Origin of the sequence: Myxococcus sp. CA005, from assembly GCF_006518205.1 — a bacterium.
GTDB lineage: Bacteria > Myxococcota > Myxococcia > Myxococcales > Myxococcaceae > Myxococcus > Myxococcus xanthus.
Genome location: NZ_SRLV01000013.1, coordinates 74,186 through 92,060, shown reverse-complemented (window position 1 = coordinate 92,060; position 17,875 = coordinate 74,186). Strand labels below are relative to the sequence as shown.

Sequence of the window (17,875 nt, the reverse complement as noted above, 5' to 3'; positions counted from 1 at the left end):
TCTGACGCGTCAACCCCCGTGCCAGCCCATGCCTCCTGACGTGTCAGGCCCGCGCTGGTGACAGCGCCTCGAGCCCCATTCCATCCGATTCCAGAGCAGACGCCCTGAGCAGTGAAGACTCTCTCCTCCTGGTCCCTCACTTGCACTCCCACGACTCGCGGAGAAGCCCCCAAGCATCCGCAGTCCCCGTTCGAGACAATGGAGAGAGTGAGCATGAGAGGTCTTTCGCAATTGACCGCGCGTTGTGCTGGGTTGTGGGTGTTGGCCGCCGCCCCCGCGTGGGCGCAGCAGCAGGAAGAGGTCTGGCTCGACACCCGGAGCGCCGCTCCTGTGATGAGCCAGATGGTGCTGAAGCAGGGATGGCCGCATCTCGTCACGATGCAGGGCACCTTCAACGTGTGGGGGAACAACATCGTCCCGGGCCCACAGTCAGGCCAGCCCGAGCCCGCGCCGATGTTCCCAAGCCCGGGCGTCACCAACCGCAACGTCGGCTTCGACCCTGAGTTCGTCTTCGCGGGCGTGAAGCCCCCGGCGGTCGCTCCGCTCAGGGCGAGCTTCATCCAGCTCAGCCTCGACGGAGGAAAGACCTGGGCGCATCCGGCCTCCACGGCGGACTTCAACGCGGCCGAGCACAAGTATGGCTATGAGGTGACGGGCGGGGAGTCCGCGCTACAGGTGCGCATCGCCGACAAGCCCGTCACCGACAACTCCGGGCGCTTGAAGATTGTCGTGGTGCCCGCCGAGGAGCTGTGGCTGAACACCCGGAGCGCCGCCCCCGTTCCCAGCAAGCAGGTGCTCCAGAAGGGCAAGCCCTACCGTGTCACGATGCAGGGCACCTTCAACGTGTGGGGGAACAACATCGTCCCGGGCCCGCAGTCAGGCCAGCCCGAGCCCGCGCCGATGTTCCCGAGCCCGGGCGTCACCAATCGCAACGTCGGCTTCGATCCTGAGTTCGCCTTCGCGGGCGTGAAGCCCCCGGCGGCCGCTCCCCTCAGGATGAGCGCCGTCCAGGTCAGCCTCGACGGAGGAAAGACCTGGAAGCACCCGGCCTCCACGGCGGACTTCAACGCGGCCGAGCACAAGTACACCTACGACCTGACGGGAGAGGACGCGCCCCTGCAGGTGCGCTTCGCGGACTCGCCTGTCAACGACAACTCCGGGCTCGTGCGAATTCTCGTGCTGCCCGGAGCCTGATGCACCCGCTCCAGGAATGACGCGAAGCCGCCCGGACGACCCAAGGGCGGCTTCGCGGCGAATCAGGCGAGCGCCCTACGGAACCCTGGCCCAGGTCGAAGTCGAGCCCTGGCAATACTGCGTCAGCCAATTCCCATCCCCGCCGACGGCAGACTTGCCTTGAACGAGGTGTCAGCCTTCAGGACGGCGAGAGCGGCTCGGCGTACCACGGCGAGGTTCTGAGCGCCTGGGCCCTTGTGGAGTGCTGCACGCAGGGGAAGTGCTTCACGTCGAAGGCCCAGCCACGCCGTTGCTCTTGCCGGCCATGGCCTGCTTCCTCCCCGCTGTCCGTGCGTGAATCGCACAAGGACGCTGCCCGCTGCCTCACTCGAGGCACCACCTGGCGCGGGCGCCAGCCCCACCAGGAGGCTGTCGAGTCCCTCGACCAGATAGGTGTGAACAAGGCACATCGGCACGCTCGACGCGCCCGTCGTAGGTGCCCCCGTAGACTCCTGCCGTCCACGGCTACCTGCTGCACTCCGCTCGAAGGCAGCGCGCGCCGTGCCGCCACATCCCTCATCCAGACCGCCCCCCGTCCCCTGCGCAGTACCAGTCTTTTCCGCAGGTTGCGAGCCAATGACAGGGCCTGCGAGCCCCTGCCAACCCGCCCCACCCCGGCTCATGACCGATGGGTCCCTGGTTCGAATCCAGGAGGGCCCACTTCCCTCCGCGCCTGGGAAGTCTTTCCTGAGGTGTCTGGCGATTGAGCGAACTTCACTCGCAGCCGAAGAGAAGGATACGTCCAGTATGGAGTCATCCAGACCGGTGCGGTTGTTGATACCCGGCCAGCGGTTACAGTGCGCGCCATGCACGCTTCCTGGAAGCGCAACACAGCCCTTTTCCTGGGCAGCCAGGCCCTCTCTTTACTCGGCTCCTCCCTGGTGCAGTACGCGCTCCTGTGGCAGGTGACGCTGCAGACACGCTCGAGCGTCATGATGACGCTCTACATCGTGGCCGGCTTCCTGCCCACGTTCATCCTCTCGCCTTTCGCGGGCGTCTGGGCGGACCGGTACGACCGCCGCAAGCTCATCGTCCTCGCCGATGCGATGATTGCGCTGGTGACCCTGGCGCTGGCCGTGGTGTTCACCTTGCGCGGCACGGAGCTGTGGCTCTTCTTCCTGGCCGCGGCGATCCGCTCCGTGGGGACGGCCGTTCAACAGCCGGCGGTGGGCGCGCTGCTGCCGCAGTTGGTGCCCGAAGACCAGTTGATGCGGGTCAACAGCATCCAGGGCACCCTCCACTCGGTCAACATGTTGGGGGCGCCCGCGCTCGCCGGCTTCCTCATGTCCGTGGCCCCCCTGCAGGTGCTCTTCTACATCGACGTGGTGACAGCGGCCCTGGCCATCGCCCTGGTGACGCTCTTCGTCCAGGTCAAGCCGCGTCCCCGCGCGCCGGAGCAGGAGGGGGCCTCGCAGCTGACGGAGATCCAAGACGGCTTCCGCTACATCCGCGGCCACGCGCACCTGGTGCCGTTCTTCGGCTACCTGGGATTCATCATGGTCCTCATCACTCCGGCCGCATTCCTCACGCCGCTGCAGACGGCGCGAAGCTTCGGGGAAGAGGTGTGGAGGTTGACGGCCATCGAAATGGTCTTCTCGGTGGGCATGATGTTGGGGGGCGCCGCGCTCGCGGCGTGGGGCGGCTTCAGCAGCCGCATGCGGACGATGGTCACATCCAACCTCATCATGGGTGCGTGCACCGTGGCCCTCGGCGTGGTGCCTCACTTCGGGGTGTACCTGGCGGCCATGGGGATCTTCGGCGTGGCGCTACCGCTCTACAACACGCCCGCCATGGTGATGCTCCAGGAGCGCGTGGAGCCGGCCTACCTGGGCCGAGTCTTCAGCGTGATGACCATGCTCTCCACCGCGCTGATGCCGATGTCCATGCTGTTCTTCGGGCCCCTGGCAGAAGTGGTCTCCATCGAGCGGCTCCTGCAGGTCACCGGCGTGCTGGTGATCCTCCTCGGACTGCTCACGCCGCTACACCGTCGGCTGATGTCCTTCGGTGAGCCCAAGAGCCCCCCAGTTCAATCCCAGGAACTGGCCAGTTGAAGGTGAGAGGGGCACCACCTCCCACGCCGCACACCGGTCAGTAGCGCGGCGCGGCCTCCATGGGCACCGCGTCCCGCGAAGACGAAGCGGGCGCCCCCTGGAAGTCACTGGGGCGGTGCCGCATCGAGAGGTTCGACGGCGCCAGCAGCGCCTCCGCCCGGGCGCGCGTCCGCTCGATGCACACCGCCATCAGTCGCCCCAGTTCCACCTGAGGCAGGACGCCGTTTCGCGCGAGGAAGTCCTCGTCGACGCCTGGGATGCGAGGGAGCGCGGGCGTCTGCTGCGACTCCAGCGCCAAGAGGGCCTGGCGCAACGCGTCCTTCGCATTCCGGCCGCCCCGCTTCAGGGCGAAAGCGATGACGTCCCAGGCCAGGTCCGCGTGCCGCCCCTCATCCTCGGAGATGACCGACAAGGTCTCCCGCACGACAGGGTCTGAGGCCCGCCTCGCGCCTTCGCCCGCGACCAGGGAGGCCATCCCCTCGGCCAGACATCCATCCAGTAGCGAACCGCGCACCAGCCGGGCCCAGGTATCTCCCGAATCCATCGGGGCAGGCTGCGTACTTCCCTGTCCAAGCTCCGGAATCGTTCCCGCCGTCCAGCCTACCCCCGAGTAGGCGCTGGCGAGCGCGAAGCACCGCCTGGCATGACGAATCTCATCCAGCGCCGCCAGGTGACAGTCCTCCAGGAGCTCCGAGGGCGCCCCCAACGCGGAGAGCTTGAGCGACAACTTCGAGAAGGCGGGAACGGACGCATGCTCCAGGCCCGCTGAGTACATCCATACCTCCCCGAGCACCGTTCGCTGCCAGGGTGTGAGCCCCGAAACATCCGGAACGGCGTCATCCGCCCAGCCCGCCCCCAGCGCCCGGCGAGCTACGCGCGTTCGTCCACGCAAGCGAAGGACCCTCCCCTTCGAAAAGTTGGTGGAGCTGATCAGGTGGACGAGCCAAGCCAGACCTCCCACCGTCACAGCGGTGCCGAGTGCCATGATGCCTCCGAGGACCCTCATGACCCGGGGCTGGTGCTTCTGGAGCATGAGGATGAGTCCCCCCACGAAAGCCCCCACGAACAGGAGGACAACGAGAATCACAGTCACTGCAGCCATGGCCAACCCTTTCGAGAGTCCGCGGCGACATGCCCCCGGTCTCACGAGTGTCGTCGGCAATGCACCGAGAATGCCAGCGCCGTTGCGCCCTTCCGAGAAGCCCCGGGCGTGCAATGGGTGGCGCGGTCACAGCACACCTGTGCACGCCGCTACACGGTGGACAAGGGCCGGTCGGGCGTATGCGGAGAGGGCGTCGTCGATCACCCCGCGCACGAGCCCTCCAACAGCGCGCTGGGGGTGAGTCCCATCTGAGACTGCTCGCCTCACGTTCAACGCACACACGCCATCACTCAACCGGCGGCGCACGGTCCTGTGCCTCGCCCAAACGAGGCTCGGCACACATCACGTCGACATCTTGGGTGCGCGTCCCGGTATGCGCCGCCAGATGGCGACACACACAACTCACATCTTGAGCTACTTCCCCTTCACGCCTTTGCGATAGCAGCTGCCCCAATCGGAAGGGCTGCAGCGGAATCGACCGGTCCACCCAACGGGTTCACGTTCCGGGCAGACATTCGCGATCAAACGTTCTTGCCTGACTTGAATCGCCCCAAAGATTGACAGACTGGAGTCGCCACTCGCAATCTCGGCCCGTCGCTGTCATTGGCGACCCGGAGTGCGTCTGGGCATGAACGAGCGCAATGGATCGCGAACAGACGCGGATCGCCGGCCATCGCATCGTCCACGACGCGCAATGCCAAGGAGCATTTCATGTCGAAATCGAATCAGTCCGCGCCGACCCTTTCTCGCCGCAGCCTGTTACCAACACTCGCCGCGCTCGCCCTGGCTGTCGCCGCGCCGGATGCCAGCGCGTACTCGGCGATCTACGGCGGCGGCCCGTTCTATTCCGGCGGGACCGCGGTGATGAACGACCTGCGCGGCTCGGGTTTCACCACGGTCATCCTGTGGAGCTTCCACATCGAGGAGAACGGTGACCTGATCTACAACGACATTCCAGTGGTCAAGAACGGCGCCTACATGGGCGACCCTGCCTGGCCGACCCGACTGGCCACACTGAAGACCGCGCCGACCTCGGTCAATCGCATCGAGGTGTCGATCGGTGCCTGGGGTGTTCCGGACTTCGAACGCATGATTCGACTGGTCAACGGCACCGCGCCCGGCTGCGGCACCACCATCGTCTGCGGGACCGGAAGCAACAGCATCCTGTACAGGAACTTCCAGGCGCTGAAGGCCGCCACCGGCGCCGACGCCGTGAACTTCGACGACGAAAGCGCCTATGACCTGGCCCCAACCACGACCTTCAGCCAGATGCTCATCGGGATGGGTTACAAGATCACCTTCGCACCGTACACGCAGCAGACGTTCTGGCGGAACCTCAGGAACAACCTCGGCAGCGCCGTCGATAGAATCTACCTGCAAGTGTACGCCGGCGGCGCCGGCAACAACCCAGCGAGTTGGAACACCGCCATGGGCATGACTGTCGCCCCCGGCTTGTGGTCCAGGAATGGCAGCGGCTGCGCGTCGGGCGACAGCCCGGCCACGGTGCAGACCCGGATGAGCAACTGGAAGACCAGCGCCGGCATCAGCGGCGGCTTCATGTGGTTGTACGACGACATCCAGCAGTGCAGCGCGCAGGGGACGAGCGCGCAGTATGCGGCGGCAATCAACACCGCCGTCAGCGGCAACACCCCGCCGGTGGCGAACTTCGGTGTCACCGTCAGCGGCCTCACCGCGACCTTCAGTGATGCGTCCACCGACGCGGACGGAACCATCGCCTCGCGCAGTTGGAATTTCGGCGACGGCAGCACCTCCACCGCGACCAACCCTTCACGCACCTATGCAAGCGCCGGCAACTACAACGTCACCCTGACCGTCACCGACAATGGCGGCGCCAGTCATACGAAGTCCCAGGCGGTGTCCGTCGGTTCGGGCTACGCCAATCTGGCGTTGAACAGGCCCACCACCAGTTCAGCCCCCTGCAACAGCACCGAATCGGCCGCCAAGGCGGTCAACGGCAGCGTCTCGGGCGGCACCACCGACAAGTTCTGCTCACTGACCTCGCCGGCGTGGATACAGGTCGACCTCGGTACGGCGCAGACAGTCAGCAGCTTCACGCTCCAGCACGCGGGGGCGGGCGGTGAATCGACGGCCTGGAACAGCAGGGCATTCACCATCCAGACGTCGAGCAACGGCTCCACTTGGAGCACGCCCGTCACGGTGAGCAACAACACTGGCAGCACTTCGACCCATGCAATCACGGCGACGCCGGCGCGTTACATCCGGCTCAACGTGACGACGCCGACTCAGAACAGCGACCCAGCGACGCGAATCTACGAGTTCGAAGTTCGCTGAACGGTCGGTAACGAAGCCGGCCCTCGACACCACGAGGGTCGGCTTCGTGCCTGTGCCTGCTCCAAGCAGGCATTGACGGGCCCCATCTACGCGGACATCAGGGGCTGTACGTACACAAGCCGCCGCTGCAGTTCCGCCTGAACGCATAAGTGAAGTGATATCCGTCGCCGACCGCGTCCGTGACGTCCCATCGATGATTGCGGATGTAGTAATCGGTGCTGCCGCAGGCAACGAGTGGAGGACACGTCCAGTAGGTTCCGCTGTATTGGTGGAACGAAAACCATTCTCCGGCGGCAACGTTCCAGGCAGCTTTCACAGAAGACTCGTAGGACACCCAAAGCCCGACAGTCCCCCGATAGGGCGCGAGTTGGGTGAAGGATGTCTTGGCATCCGCGGCCGCCCAACCGTTGCCGGTCACATTGGACCAGCAGTCGAAGAAGTCCCCGCCCTTGTAGCAGACGCTGTCTCTCCAGAAGGGGCCGTCCGCGCTCGTCAGGGGTTGAGTCACGGACGAGAAGCCGTCTCTCCCCTGCTCCCCAAGGTCCGGTGCGAATCCCCCTGATGACTCCAGATGGGGAGCCGCTTCATCCCGCACGATGACTTGGGCATCATCAGGGACAGCACGGCGCGATTCGGCGCTGACCAACGCCGTGGGCGGCGTGGCGCCTTGCGTCAACTGGCGATAGAGTTCGACGGCGGAGTGCCTGGCAACATCACCGTCACGCAAGACACGTCCATCCGCTACGGGGCCACGCTCCACGACGAGGATGCCGCCGGGCTGCAAATCGTAGAATTCGATGAAGTGCTCCCGCGACACCTCGACACGAGCAAGCAGCTGATTGAGCTCATCGAGCTTCGGCCGCAGTCGCCGCGAGGCCTCCATCGCGGCCGCCGGATCGGACTCATAGAGTCGGTCGATGTGCTGGAACGACAGTCGCGCTGCATTCAGCGAGGACGGGCTGAGATCGATTGGCGCTTGGGCCTCCCCGAGTCCGTCACCGCACCCTGCTGACACCAGGCCGGCCATCAGCAGAATCCCCAGCCGAATCGTGCACTTGCTCTTCATGATGTATCCTCCTTGACTCCGGTTCCCAAACGATGTGCCGCGAAATGCCGCGCAAACCCTGACCTGAACATGCATTTATTGTAATTCACTAAAATTAGGGAGATGATCGGTCCGGCGCGAACCGGGAGGTCCCATGAGCGGCGGCACCCTTCGAAGCCCACAGGTTCATGCGCTCGTGAGACTCATCAACGAGGCACATGAGCTGCCAGCGCGAGTGGCGACACGGTCCCGGCATCTCCTCGTCGGGCTGTGTCGCATTCTGGGCGCAGAGGCCGGAGCATGCGTCTTGGAGCGCGACTTCAGACCGGGAGGACATGACGGATTCACGGAGATCGTCCTGGAAGGGTGGAGCGGGAGCGCGGTGTCCGCGCTCGAGGCGCTCCGGAGGATGGGAAGTGCCTGCAACCCCGCCATACGCTCATTGATGGAGCGCGGCTCGGAGCCCGGCACCATCGTCACCGCGATGCGCCGGGAACTGGTGGAGGACTGGAGCTGGTATGGCGCCCCTTATGTCGAGCATCATCTGCGCCCCACGGGGCTCGATGACTCGGTGTATTCAAGCCAGTGGTCCGGGCTCCCGGGGGTGGTGCGGGGTATCGGAATCTACCGTGAGCGGGGCGGCCGCCCCTTCGACGCCGCGGACCGAGAGCTGCTGCATCTGTTCCACGCCGAGTGCGGAGCCATGTTCGACCCACCAGGGTCCTCGAAGGTGGGAACGCCGTCAGGCTGGCTGGCGCCTCGCGAACGACAAACGTTGGAGTTGCTGCTTCAGGGACTCGGAGACAAGCAGATCGCGGCTCGGCTCGGCATCAGTCGTTTCACCGTGAATCAGTACACGAAAACCCTCTACCGCCGCTTCGGAGTCCAGTCGCGGGCGGCGCTCATCGCACAGGTGCTCGCACGCGATGAGCCAGATGCCACGACTGCGCTCCCCTCACGGCAAGTCCCGCCAGATGGACACCCGAAGCTCGCACGTTCATCCGACGGGCAGGACCCGTCCAGGCGCTCTTGAGACTCCGGCGCAGGGGGATGGATTCCCTCCTGCGCCTGGAAGCCCATGACTACGGAGGAGGCAGCGGCTGCCAGTTCGGGTCGGGCCAGACGAAGGGGTTCCCACCTGAACCCAGGGCCGCGTTACCGAAGTAACGCTGGCAACCCGCGACGTTCTCCGGGCGCCCCAACAGTTCCCAGAAGCCAGGACAGACGTCCCGAGGAATTCGGGTGCGGCAGTCCGTCATCGTCCGCTCACCCGCGTCAGGCTGCGCGTAATAGGCGCTCACGAAGTTCCAAGCGATGCGCTGGAGGGCCTGGACAGTCGCCGCGTTCGCGCCAGCAGGCCCCGGGGCGCCCTCATCCAGAATAGACTGAAAGCCACCAATTCAGTCATCCTTTCCCCCTCTCCAAGGAGGCACAAATGAAGATGGGACACATCGCAGTGGGCTTCGTGGCCGGTCTCGTGTCCATGGTGGGCTGTGGTGGCCAGACGCAGGATGCGCCGGGCACGGACGTGGCAGCCGAGGGCCTCGAGCAATCCTGCGTGTATGCTTATTTCGAGTGTGGCTATCGCGGGCACCAGTATCCCTACGCCTGGCCGGCGACCTGCGCCGTCGGAATCCATACGCACCAACAGGCCTTTGCAGCCTGTCTCGCGGAATGCCCCTGGATGTGCGTCGACACGGGGGACATCGGCACGGGGCCGTAGTCAGAAATCTCTGTCATGGTCACTGGACTTGGGCCTTGAGAATCATGCGAACAACTCGCATGATTCGCTCACAGCACGCGCCATGATGCACACGATCTATCGGCCCCACGCACCTCTCGACAAGTTCGTGGACTTCTTCTGGGTGTCCGCCGGCTACGTCGCACGGGCGCCACGAGAACGTGTGCTGCCGTCGGGCTCGCAGTCCCTTATCGTCCCTCTCGGCGCCCTCCCACTGCGCGTCTACTCCAGTGACCAGACAGACGAGGCCGCTGAAATCCGGGGCGCGATCGTCACCGGCGCGAGAAGCAGCCCGCTGACCATCGCGGCCGTGGCTGGCCCGACCGCCGGTATCCACTTCAAGCCCGGCGGCGCGCGCGTCTTCTTCGACGTGCCCTGCAACGAATTCGCGGAACAAGCCATTTCGCTGGATGCGATATGGGGCGCGTCGGCGCACTCACTGCGCGAACGGATAATGGAGGCATCCTCGCCGCGCGAGCGATTCCTGCTGCTGGAAGAACACCTCCTGCACCGACTGCGCCGGCCCGTCGAACCAGCGCCCGCGCTTCGTGCGGCGCTGGCCGCGTTCGAGGAACCCGACCTCACGTCGGTCGCTGAAGTCAATCGCCGCACGGGGCTCTCTCCCAAGCGCCTGTTGGCCCTGTTCCGCGAGGAAGTCGGCTTGAGTCCGAAGACGTACTGGCGCGTTCGACGGTTTCGAGCGGCGCTCCTCGACGTCGAACAGGGCGCCTTGCGTGGCGCCGCGGTGGCCGCCGAGCACGGGTACTTCGACCAGGCCCACTTCCTTCGCGAGTTCCGGTCGCTCGCCGGCTCAAGCCCCCGCGAGTACCTGGCAACGCGGGTCGAGGGCACCGACCACGTGGCGGTCTCCGGGTAAAAAGATCCAATCCGCGGCAGCTGTCCCGGCGTTTCCTAGGCGTCATGGAACCGAGTGAACGCCTCCCACAGCGCGTGCCGGCAGGCCCGGCATGGACGGAACGGTCGCACCCCAGCCGCAGGGGCCCCCACAAAGGGAGGCGAGCATGAGCGCCGACTCCCCCGCCACGCGGGCCCAGGAACGCCCTCTCCGGGGCCTTGGTGCACTTCTCGGACCGCAGGGGCCGCTCGTCGCTGGGGCCGCGCTCGCGTCGACGTTGGCGGCGGCCCTCGCATTGGTGCCGTTCTTCGTCGTCGCACGCATGGCGACCTCGATTTACGCGACGCCGCCGGACCTCGACGCGGTTCGAGCGCTCGCCCTCCTCGCCGCGGGTGCGCTCGCGTTGCGTTACATCCTCGTCGCCGCCGCGAACATGCTGGCGCACGTCGCCGCGTTCCGCATCCTCCATGACCTGCGCGTGCGGCTCGCGAAGAAGCTCGGCGCCGTTCCACTTTCGTTTTTCAGCCGTCGTGGCGCGGGAGAACTGAAGAAGACACTGATGGACGACGTGAACCAGCTCGAGGCGTTCGTCGCTCATCACTTCCCGGATGCGGTCACCGCGCTCGTCGTCCCGCTCGCGACGGCCATCTCCCTCCTGTGGATTGACTGGCGCATGGCCCTTGCCAGCCTCGTGATGGCGCCGCTCGCCGTCATGGCGATGGCCGTCGCCATGCGCGAGGTCGGCAAGGCCCATCAACAGTGGAACGCGCTCCAGAGCCGGATGAACCGCTCGCTGCTCGAATACCTGCGGGGCATCCACGTCATCAAGACCTTCGGCCTGTCCGCGCGGCGCTTCAGCGACCTCTCAAGCTCCATCGAGGAAGGGCTCTCGTGGATGGAGGGTTTCATGCGCACCAACGGCCGTGGCTACGGTGCGTTCGGCGCGCTCATCGGCTCGAGCCTCGTCGTCCTCGTCCCCATGGGGGGTTGGCTCTACACGCGCGGCACGCTTTCGCTCGAGTCGCTCGTGCTCTTCCTCGTACTCGGGCCACAGCTCCTCATGTCGATGATGCGGCTGATGTTCGCGTGGGGCAACGCTGACCGCATCCAAGCGGGCAACGCGCGCATCCAGGCCATCCTCGCGGCGCCCGACCTCGAGACTCCCACGAGCGCCGCGCGGCCCTCGCACGATGGCGTCGCGTTCCGTGGCGTCAGTTTCCGTTACGAGGACGGCGGTCCGGAGGTTCTCCGCGACGTCTCCTTCGAAGCGCCCGCGGGCAAGGTCACGGCACTGGTCGGACCTTCGGGCGCAGGCAAGACGACGCTCGTGAGGCTCGTGCCTCGGCTCTGGGAGGCGACGAACGGCGCGGTGGAACTCGGTGGCGTCGACGTGCGCGCGCTCCCGCTCGACCAGCTGCTCTCCCACCTCTCGATGGTGTTCCAGGACGTCTTCCTCTTCCACGGCACCGTTCGCGAGAACCTGCGTCTCGCTCGGCCCGATGCCACCGATGCGCAAGTCGATGCCGCGTGTCGCGCCGCGCGTGCGTACGACTTCATCCAGGCGCTTCCCGGGAAGTACGACACGCTGCTCGGTGAGCGCGGCGCCCGCCTCTCCGGGGGCGAGAAGCAACGCCTGTCCATCGCGCGGGCGCTCCTCAAGGACGCCCCGGTGCTGCTGCTCGACGAGGCGACGGCTTTCGCCGACCCCGAGAACGAGGCGCGCATCCAAGAAGCGCTGTCCGCGCTATGCGCGGGGCGGACGGTGCTCGTCGTCGCGCACCGGCTTTCGACCATCGCCACCGCGGACCACATCGTCGTCCTCGACGGCGGGCGCGTGAATGACCAGGGGACGCACGACGAATTGCTCGCGCGCTGCGCGTTGTACCAGCAACTCTGGCGCAGCCACACCGAAGCGCTCGACTGGTCACTGGGCGATCCGGGCACTCCTGACGTTCAGAAGGAGGTGGTGTGATGCTCAGGGAACTCTTCATGCTCGGCGAGCGGCTCGCGGGCCGAAAGGACGCACGGCTCCGGCGCGGCCTTCTCTTCGCCTTTGCCGAGGCACTCGCGGTCGCCGCGCCCTACACACTGGTCCTCTTCTTCGTTCGTGAAGCGCTCGAGCACCGGCTCTCGATGCACCTGACGTGGTGGCTCACCGGCGGCATCGCGCTCTCGGTGCTGCTGCGCCTGGCGTTCTCGATCAGAGCGATGTCCAACATCTTCGTCGCCGCGCACGCGCTCATGGGGCAAGCGCGCATCCGCACCGCCGACCACCTGCGGCGCCTGCCCATGGGGTTCTTCACGCAGCGAAGGAGCGGTGAACTGGCAGGCGTGCTCACCACCGATGTCGCGCTTGTCGAAGACGTGTGGTCGCACACCATCGGCATCTTCACGGCGAGCTTCGCACTGCCGATGCTCGTCGGTCTCGGCCTCTGTTTCCTCGATTGGCGCCTGGGGCTCGTCATCCTCGCCGCCCTACCGGTGGCGCTCCTCGTGCTGGCCGCGACCACGCCCCTCTTCGTGCGTGAGTTCGAAGCCGTGCTCGAGGCCTCGGCGGATGTCAACGCCCGCGTCGTCGAATACGTGCAGGGCATCGCCGTGCTTCGGGCGTTCGGCCGGCACGGCGAGGTCTACCAGCGCTTCGTGAAAGCAATGGAGCGCCTGCGCGACGCCCTCATTCGCGCCGATGTCTTGCCCTCCCCGCTGCTCGCCGTGTTCGGCTTCGTCGTCGAGATGAGCTTTGTCGCGGTGGCGTACGCAGGAAGCACCCTGGCGTTGCGCGGTTCGATTCAGCCCGGGGTGCTGCTCGTCTTCCTCATCGTGACGGTTGGGGTCGTTCGCCAGGTCGCGGATCTCGGAGTGGCTCTGCTCATGCTTCGAGCGTCTCAGCGCGCGCTCGGTCGCGTTGATCGGCTACTCGCGGAGAAGCCGCTCCCGGAACCGTCCGTAAGAGCGGCGTCGATCCAGAAGTTCGACGTGGAGGTCGACACAGTGTCCTTCGCGTACGAAGACGCGACCGTGCTCGACGGCGTCTCGGTGACGTTCCCCGAGCGCTCGCTGACCGCGCTCGTCGGTGCCTCGGGCTCAGGCAAGTCGACGCTGGTCCACCTCGTGGCGCGGCTGTGGGACATTCCGCGCCAGGGTGCCATCCGCATCGGCGGTGTCGATATCCGGGACATTCCGTTCGAGGAACTGCACCAGCACCTCGCGATGGTGTTCCAGGACGTCGTCCTCTTCTCCGGGACCATCCTCGACAACCTGCGCGTTGGACGGCCCGACGCCTCGCTCGAGGAAGTCCAGCGGGCAGCGCGGGCAGCGCGCGCCCACGACTTCATCACCGCCTTGCCGAACGGCTACGACACCCTGCTTGGGGAAGGAGGAGGAACCCTCTCGGGGGGTGAGCGTCAGCGCTTGTCCATCGCCCGTGCCATCCTCAAGGACGCCCCCATTGTGCTTCTCGACGAGGCCACTGCCTCCGTCGACGCGTCGGCGGAGGCTGAAATCCAGCGCGCCATCGACGAACTGGTCAGGAAGAAGACCGTCGTCGTGATCGCACATCGGCTGCGCACCGTGCGGCGGGCGCACCGCATCATCGTGCTCGACAAGGGGCGCGTCGCGGAGTCAGGCACGCACGACGAATTGCTCGCGAAGCGCGGCGTCTACGCAGCGCTCTGGCAGGAACAGGAGCGGGCCAAGGGCTGGCGGCTCGCTGCGAGTACAGCCGCCCGCGTCACCGAGGAGCAGACCTGATGGGCACTCCACCTGCGCTCGGGCTGGATTTCGCTCCCGCGGATCCTCAGCGCGTTCCGAAGCCCGTGCCCTTCGAGACCGTCCACAGCAGACGGATTTGCGTTGCACGCTGGCGGATGGCGTCGGAATCGCTGCCGAACTCACCCGCGCGGTTGGCGACGAAGGCTTCGAGCGCCACGCCGTGTTGGCCGGCGAGCAGGAGCTCGGCTCGCGCGGTGGCATAGGTGATGAGCTCCACGCCCTCACCGAGGAAGGCGCCCGAGATGAGATAGTTGCGCACGGACACGCCGACGCGCCCGACACCCCGCCGCACCAAGCCCAGCTCGAAGGCCGACTGCGCCCCAGGCCCGAAGTGGTAGTCACGAGCGGACTCCGGCGAGGTGAGACCGCCGCCATGGCCAAACGGCACACCGGCCATGTTCGCGGTGACGTCCAGGGTGAGCTGCGACGTGAGGGGAACCTGCGCCACGCCGCCGATGCCGAGGCTGACCGTGGAAACGCGCAGCGTGTTCGGATTGGCGAAGTCGTAGCCCGCCATCAAGCCCCAGAGCCCCGATATGGAGCGGAACTTGAAGCGGTCGCCGTAGAGAAGCCCCCGGCTGAAGAACCCCACCGTCAGCGTGTCACGCGAGAAGCCCATGCGCGCGGTGAGCGTGAAGTAGTCGAAGGGCTGGTCATAGTCGCCCGTGGTGAGCAGCGGGGGGCCGTAGACCATTTCGACGCCAAGGTGCCCCTCCATCTTGTTGGGAACATCGAAGCGCGTGCCGTCGATGTCGTTGTAGTTGTCGACGTTGCTCGTGAAGCCGGCCATCAACTGGAGGAAGTTCCCCTGCACCGGGAGGAAGTCGTTCTTACGGCGGCCGAAGAGGTAACGGTTGATGCCGCCCACGGGTTCGACAAGCAGCGAGAGCACCGAGCGCGCCACCGTGGGTTCGCCTTCGTCGAGAATCGCGAGCGCGGTGCGATGCAGGACCTCGCCCAGCACGACGCCCCCGATGGACGTTGTAATGAGGTCGTTCGTGGATGGAGTCTCAGACTCCATGAACAGCTCCCACAACACGCTTGACGCGACCGTGAACGGGACCGAGCCCCAGAAGCCGAAGCCGCTCGAGCGCGCCGCGGTGTAGGCCAACGAGCCCTGGTAGGGGTGCCCGAGCGCATTGGTCGCGAACGCATCCTCGTCCCACTCCCAGCCATCGGCGACGTTGCGGCGCATGGTCTCCAGCGAGATGTCCGCGTAGGGCTTTCCGAGGAGCTTCGCCGTCCCCCAGAAGATGGCGTGGAAGGCGCCCATCTCCACGATGGGCACAACGAAATTGCGCCCTCCTCCGTCCGGCGCGTTCCAGATGGCGCGGCGAGGCGGGTGCACGAGCTCCGGCACGAGAAGCCGGGGCTCCGCGGGAACGGCCTCGACGCACTCCTTCGACGCCAGGGGGGCATCCGCGGGCGCCGCGCCTGCGTCGCCTCCTGAGACGAGCGCGAACACAAGAAGCAGGCCTGAGACGCGATGCACGGGGAGCGAGTTCATGGCGTGCATCGGGCTCTAATTGCTCCCGGGAGCGAGTGCACGCACCAACCGCTGCAGGTGCGGAGCGAGCCACGACCCCAGCACAAGTTGAGAACTGTTTCCGATGGCACCGAACACTCGTGATGAACCGACATCGAGCCAGGCAGACGGTGCCGGACGCGAGGGAAAAGCAGGCGAGCGGGTTCGCCCGCAGGCGACCTTCTCTGGAGGCCGTGGTGCATCGCGCCGCCGCGTCAACGACCCTGTGACATTCAGTGAACTCGAGCCGATGCGAGGCTCCGTCAGGCCATGCGAGAAGGTTCCATGGAGCATCGCCACCTGGGACGGACGGGACTGCAGGTGTCCGTGCTCGGCTCTGGCGCCGGACACGTAGGTGGCGTCCGAGTGCATCACCCGCGGCGTGGACCAGGTCCTCATGCGCTTATGCACCGACGTGCTCGACGTGGTACATTTCCACTCGTGCCCGCTGGAGGTGCTCCAGCGCCCCGGGCTGGTGGAAGCGCTGGTTCGTGCAGTCGAGGAAGGAAAGGTCCGCGCGGCCGCCTACTCCGGTGACAATGCCGCCATGGAGTACGCGGCAGTGCGCATGACCTCAGCGAGTACTGGCACCGGATGCGGCCCCTGGCGCTCGACTCGCGGGGCTGGACTGGAGCGAGGAAGGACCTCTGCCCTCGGACTTCGTGGAAGCCATCCGCGACGCGTGCCGTCGGTGTGGTGCGGGTTGGGATGGGACGATTTGAGTCTGCACGTCAGCGACGCTTCCGCTGAGGGACTCCTCGGTGCGGCGTTTCATGTGTTCCGGCATGCTCGTCCGTCTTGACGCCTGGATGCGGCTGGGCATCCAGGCCAGTCCCGGAAACATCGTGAAAGCTCGGCGTGAAACGCTGGAGACGGCCCGGAACAGTGTTCGCGGCATGTGGACACGTCCGCCTTGATGCAACGAAGCTGTGACACAGAAGGCCGGGCCCCCTCGCATCTCCGCGAGAAACCCGTGACAATCAACGAAATGAACCTGCGACTCTCGATACGCTCCCTGTTGATACTCTCCCTCACAGTCGCTCCCGCACTCTCCGGCTGTGGTTCCGATGACGTCGATCCGACGCCGGACGCGGGATTTGATGCGGGTGTTCAGCCCGACGCGGGCATTGAGCCGGACGCGGGCATTGAGCCGGACGCGGGCATTGAGCCGGACGCGGGTACTGAGCCGGACGCTGGCACTGAGCCCGAGCCCGAGCCCGACGCAGGCACTGAGCCGGACGCAGGCACTGAGCCGGACGCAGGCACTGAGCCCGACGCAGGTACCGAGCCCGACGCTGGCACAGAGCCCGACGCTGGCACAGAGCCCGACGCTGGCACAGAGCCCGACGCTGGCACCGAGCCGGACGCGGGTACCGACTCGGACGGGGGCACTGACCCCGACGCTGGCACCGACTCGGACGGGGGCACTGCTCCCGACGCTGGCACCGACTCGGACGGGGGCACTGACCCCGACGCTGGCACCGACCCCGACGCTGGCACCGACCCGGACGGGGGCACTGACCCCGACGCTGGCACCGACTCGGACGGAGGCACTGCCCCCGACGCTGGCACCGAGCCGGATCCGTTCACCGTTTGCGAGGGCGAGTGCCAGGAAACCGCGACCACGATTCGATTGGGCGAGAACCAGCGTGTCTTGACCAGCGCCTACTTCGGATATGAAGAGACGGACAACCCGGAGGCCCCTTGGGAGCTTTGGATCGAGCTCAACAACAGCGCGCCGGGTGAGTGCCCCTCCGAGGATTCGCCGCTCCCGCCGCAGTTGGTCAACGTTCACAAGGTGAGGATGCCGGTGGACGCAACGCCGCAGGTAGGATCCATGCCGGGCGAGCCGACAGCGACGCTCGTCGACTTCGAGGGTGTGCTCACTACTGCGTACTTCCTGCACAGCACGAGCCTCACCTTCACACCTGTGGCGGCCTCGCTCTGCCCCACCTGCGTCCTGAGCGGTACCCCTCCCGAATCGCACTTCGTGGCCTTCGACTTGAATGGCCTCTACGCCAATGGCGCCATCACCGGCCACGGGTACGCCACCTACTGCCCCTCGCTCGACTCCTTCAAGCGCAGGAAGTAACCGCGGTTCGGCTCACCTCACGGTGAGTCGGACCTGCCCAGGCCCCTGGCACAGGGGCCTGGGCGCACCGGTCGGAAGCCCATCCGCTCTTGGAGTTGGACGCACCTACCGAGCTGCCCATTGGCCTGACGCTGGAAGCGGGCGAT

At 66.3% G+C, this 17,875-nt stretch carries 13 protein-coding genes; 9 read left to right on the top strand and 4 right to left on the bottom strand.

Annotated elements, in window-relative coordinates:
* The first annotated feature begins 213 nt into the window (after positions 1–213).
* On the top strand, positions 214–1,194 hold the full coding sequence (locus FMQ63_RS08395) for a hypothetical protein (RefSeq protein ID WP_043662122.1): 981 nt from the start codon (positions 214–216) through the stop codon (positions 1,192–1,194).
* 845 nt (positions 1,195–2,039) lie between these two features.
* Positions 2,040–3,284, top strand: coding sequence for an MFS transporter (locus tag FMQ63_RS08390; RefSeq protein WP_011555234.1), 1,245 nt, complete (start codon positions 2,040–2,042; stop codon positions 3,282–3,284).
* A 37-nt stretch (positions 3,285–3,321) separates the two neighbouring features.
* On the opposite strand, the gene FMQ63_RS08385 is transcribed toward FMQ63_RS08390, so the two are convergent.
* Positions 3,322–4,059 carry a ferritin-like domain-containing protein gene (locus tag FMQ63_RS08385; protein WP_176973857.1) on the bottom strand — a complete coding sequence of 246 codons (738 nt, stop codon included), beginning with the start codon at positions 4,057–4,059 and terminating at the stop codon, positions 3,322–3,324.
* A gap of 1,038 nt (positions 4,060–5,097) precedes the next feature.
* Here FMQ63_RS08385 and FMQ63_RS08380 point away from each other — a divergent pair.
* A complete protein-coding gene (locus FMQ63_RS08380) occupies positions 5,098–6,699 on the top strand; it encodes a PKD domain-containing protein (protein WP_171452244.1) in 1,602 nt (533 codons plus the stop codon).
* Positions 6,700–6,796: 97 nt separating this feature from the next.
* On the opposite strand, the gene FMQ63_RS08375 is transcribed toward FMQ63_RS08380, so the two are convergent.
* On the bottom strand, positions 6,797–7,765 hold the full coding sequence (locus FMQ63_RS08375; protein WP_011555237.1) for a hypothetical protein: 969 nt from the start codon (positions 7,763–7,765) through the stop codon (positions 6,797–6,799).
* A gap of 286 nt (positions 7,766–8,051) precedes the next feature.
* On the opposite strand from FMQ63_RS08375, the gene FMQ63_RS08370 reads away from it, so the two are divergent.
* Positions 8,052–8,777 carry a helix-turn-helix transcriptional regulator gene (locus FMQ63_RS08370; protein ID WP_225909415.1) on the top strand — a complete coding sequence of 242 codons (726 nt, stop codon included), beginning with the start codon at positions 8,052–8,054 and terminating at the stop codon, positions 8,775–8,777.
* A gap of 49 nt (positions 8,778–8,826) precedes the next feature.
* On the opposite strand, the gene FMQ63_RS08365 is transcribed toward FMQ63_RS08370, so the two are convergent.
* A complete protein-coding gene (locus FMQ63_RS08365) occupies positions 8,827–9,045 on the bottom strand; it encodes a hypothetical protein (RefSeq protein ID WP_011555239.1) in 219 nt (72 codons plus the stop codon).
* A gap of 134 nt (positions 9,046–9,179) precedes the next feature.
* On the opposite strand from FMQ63_RS08365, the gene FMQ63_RS08360 reads away from it, so the two are divergent.
* The 4 genes from FMQ63_RS08360 (at position 9,180) to FMQ63_RS08345 (ending at position 14,091) form a co-directional block, all read left to right on the top strand.
* The gene (locus FMQ63_RS08360) at positions 9,180–9,467 is read left to right on the top strand and encodes a hypothetical protein (RefSeq protein ID WP_011555240.1); all 288 of its coding nucleotides are present in this window, start codon (positions 9,180–9,182) and stop codon (positions 9,465–9,467) included.
* A gap of 82 nt (positions 9,468–9,549) precedes the next feature.
* On the top strand, positions 9,550–10,362 hold the full coding sequence (locus FMQ63_RS08355) for a helix-turn-helix transcriptional regulator (protein WP_011555241.1): 813 nt from the start codon (positions 9,550–9,552) through the stop codon (positions 10,360–10,362).
* Positions 10,363–10,507: 145 nt separating this feature from the next.
* On the top strand, positions 10,508–12,313 hold the full coding sequence (locus tag FMQ63_RS08350; RefSeq protein ID WP_011555242.1) for an ABC transporter ATP-binding protein: 1,806 nt from the start codon (positions 10,508–10,510) through the stop codon (positions 12,311–12,313).
* Positions 12,313–14,091 (top strand): ABC transporter ATP-binding protein, encoded by a 1,779-nt coding sequence (locus FMQ63_RS08345; protein ID WP_020477781.1) that lies wholly within the window; start codon positions 12,313–12,315, stop codon positions 14,089–14,091. Before FMQ63_RS08350 ends, FMQ63_RS08345 begins: the two co-directional genes overlap by 1 nt.
* A 46-nt stretch (positions 14,092–14,137) precedes the next feature.
* Here the strand turns inward: FMQ63_RS08345 and FMQ63_RS08340 are convergent, their stop codons facing one another.
* Positions 14,138–15,619, bottom strand: a complete 1,482-nt coding sequence (locus FMQ63_RS08340) for a DUF3943 domain-containing protein (RefSeq protein WP_225909417.1) — start codon at positions 15,617–15,619, stop codon at positions 14,138–14,140.
* Between the two features lie 991 nt (positions 15,620–16,610).
* On the opposite strand from FMQ63_RS08340, the gene FMQ63_RS38555 reads away from it, so the two are divergent.
* The gene (locus tag FMQ63_RS38555) at positions 16,611–17,729 is read left to right on the top strand and encodes an MSCRAMM family adhesin SdrC (RefSeq protein ID WP_262417998.1); all 1,119 of its coding nucleotides are present in this window, start codon (positions 16,611–16,613) and stop codon (positions 17,727–17,729) included.
* The last annotated feature ends 146 nt before the right edge of the window (positions 17,730–17,875 follow it).

Excerpts from the sequence above, each read along its gene's own strand:
- FMQ63_RS08360 (WP_011555240.1), top strand. The coding sequence starts at position 9,180 with ATGAAGATGGGACACATCGCAGTGGGCTTCGTGGCCGGTCTCGTGTCC.
- FMQ63_RS08390 (WP_011555234.1), top strand. The coding sequence starts at position 2,040 with ATGCACGCTTCCTGGAAGCGCAACACAGCCCTTTTCCTGGGCAGCCAG.
- FMQ63_RS08380 (WP_171452244.1), top strand. The coding sequence starts at position 5,098 with ATGTCGAAATCGAATCAGTCCGCGCCGACCCTTTCTCGCCGCAGCCTG.
- FMQ63_RS08355 (WP_011555241.1), top strand. The coding sequence starts at position 9,550 with ATGATGCACACGATCTATCGGCCCCACGCACCTCTCGACAAGTTCGTG.
- FMQ63_RS08350 (WP_011555242.1), top strand. The coding sequence starts at position 10,508 with ATGAGCGCCGACTCCCCCGCCACGCGGGCCCAGGAACGCCCTCTCCGG.
- FMQ63_RS08375 (WP_011555237.1), bottom strand. The coding sequence starts at position 7,765 with ATGAAGAGCAAGTGCACGATTCGGCTGGGGATTCTGCTGATGGCCGGC.
- FMQ63_RS08340 (WP_225909417.1), bottom strand. The coding sequence starts at position 15,619 with ATGAACTCGCTCCCCGTGCATCGCGTCTCAGGCCTGCTTCTTGTGTTC.
- FMQ63_RS08385 (WP_176973857.1), bottom strand. The coding sequence starts at position 4,059 with ATGTACTCAGCGGGCCTGGAGCATGCGTCCGTTCCCGCCTTCTCGAAG.
- FMQ63_RS08345 (WP_020477781.1), top strand. The coding sequence starts at position 12,313 with ATGCTCAGGGAACTCTTCATGCTCGGCGAGCGGCTCGCGGGCCGAAAG.
- FMQ63_RS08395 (WP_043662122.1), top strand. The coding sequence starts at position 214 with ATGAGAGGTCTTTCGCAATTGACCGCGCGTTGTGCTGGGTTGTGGGTG.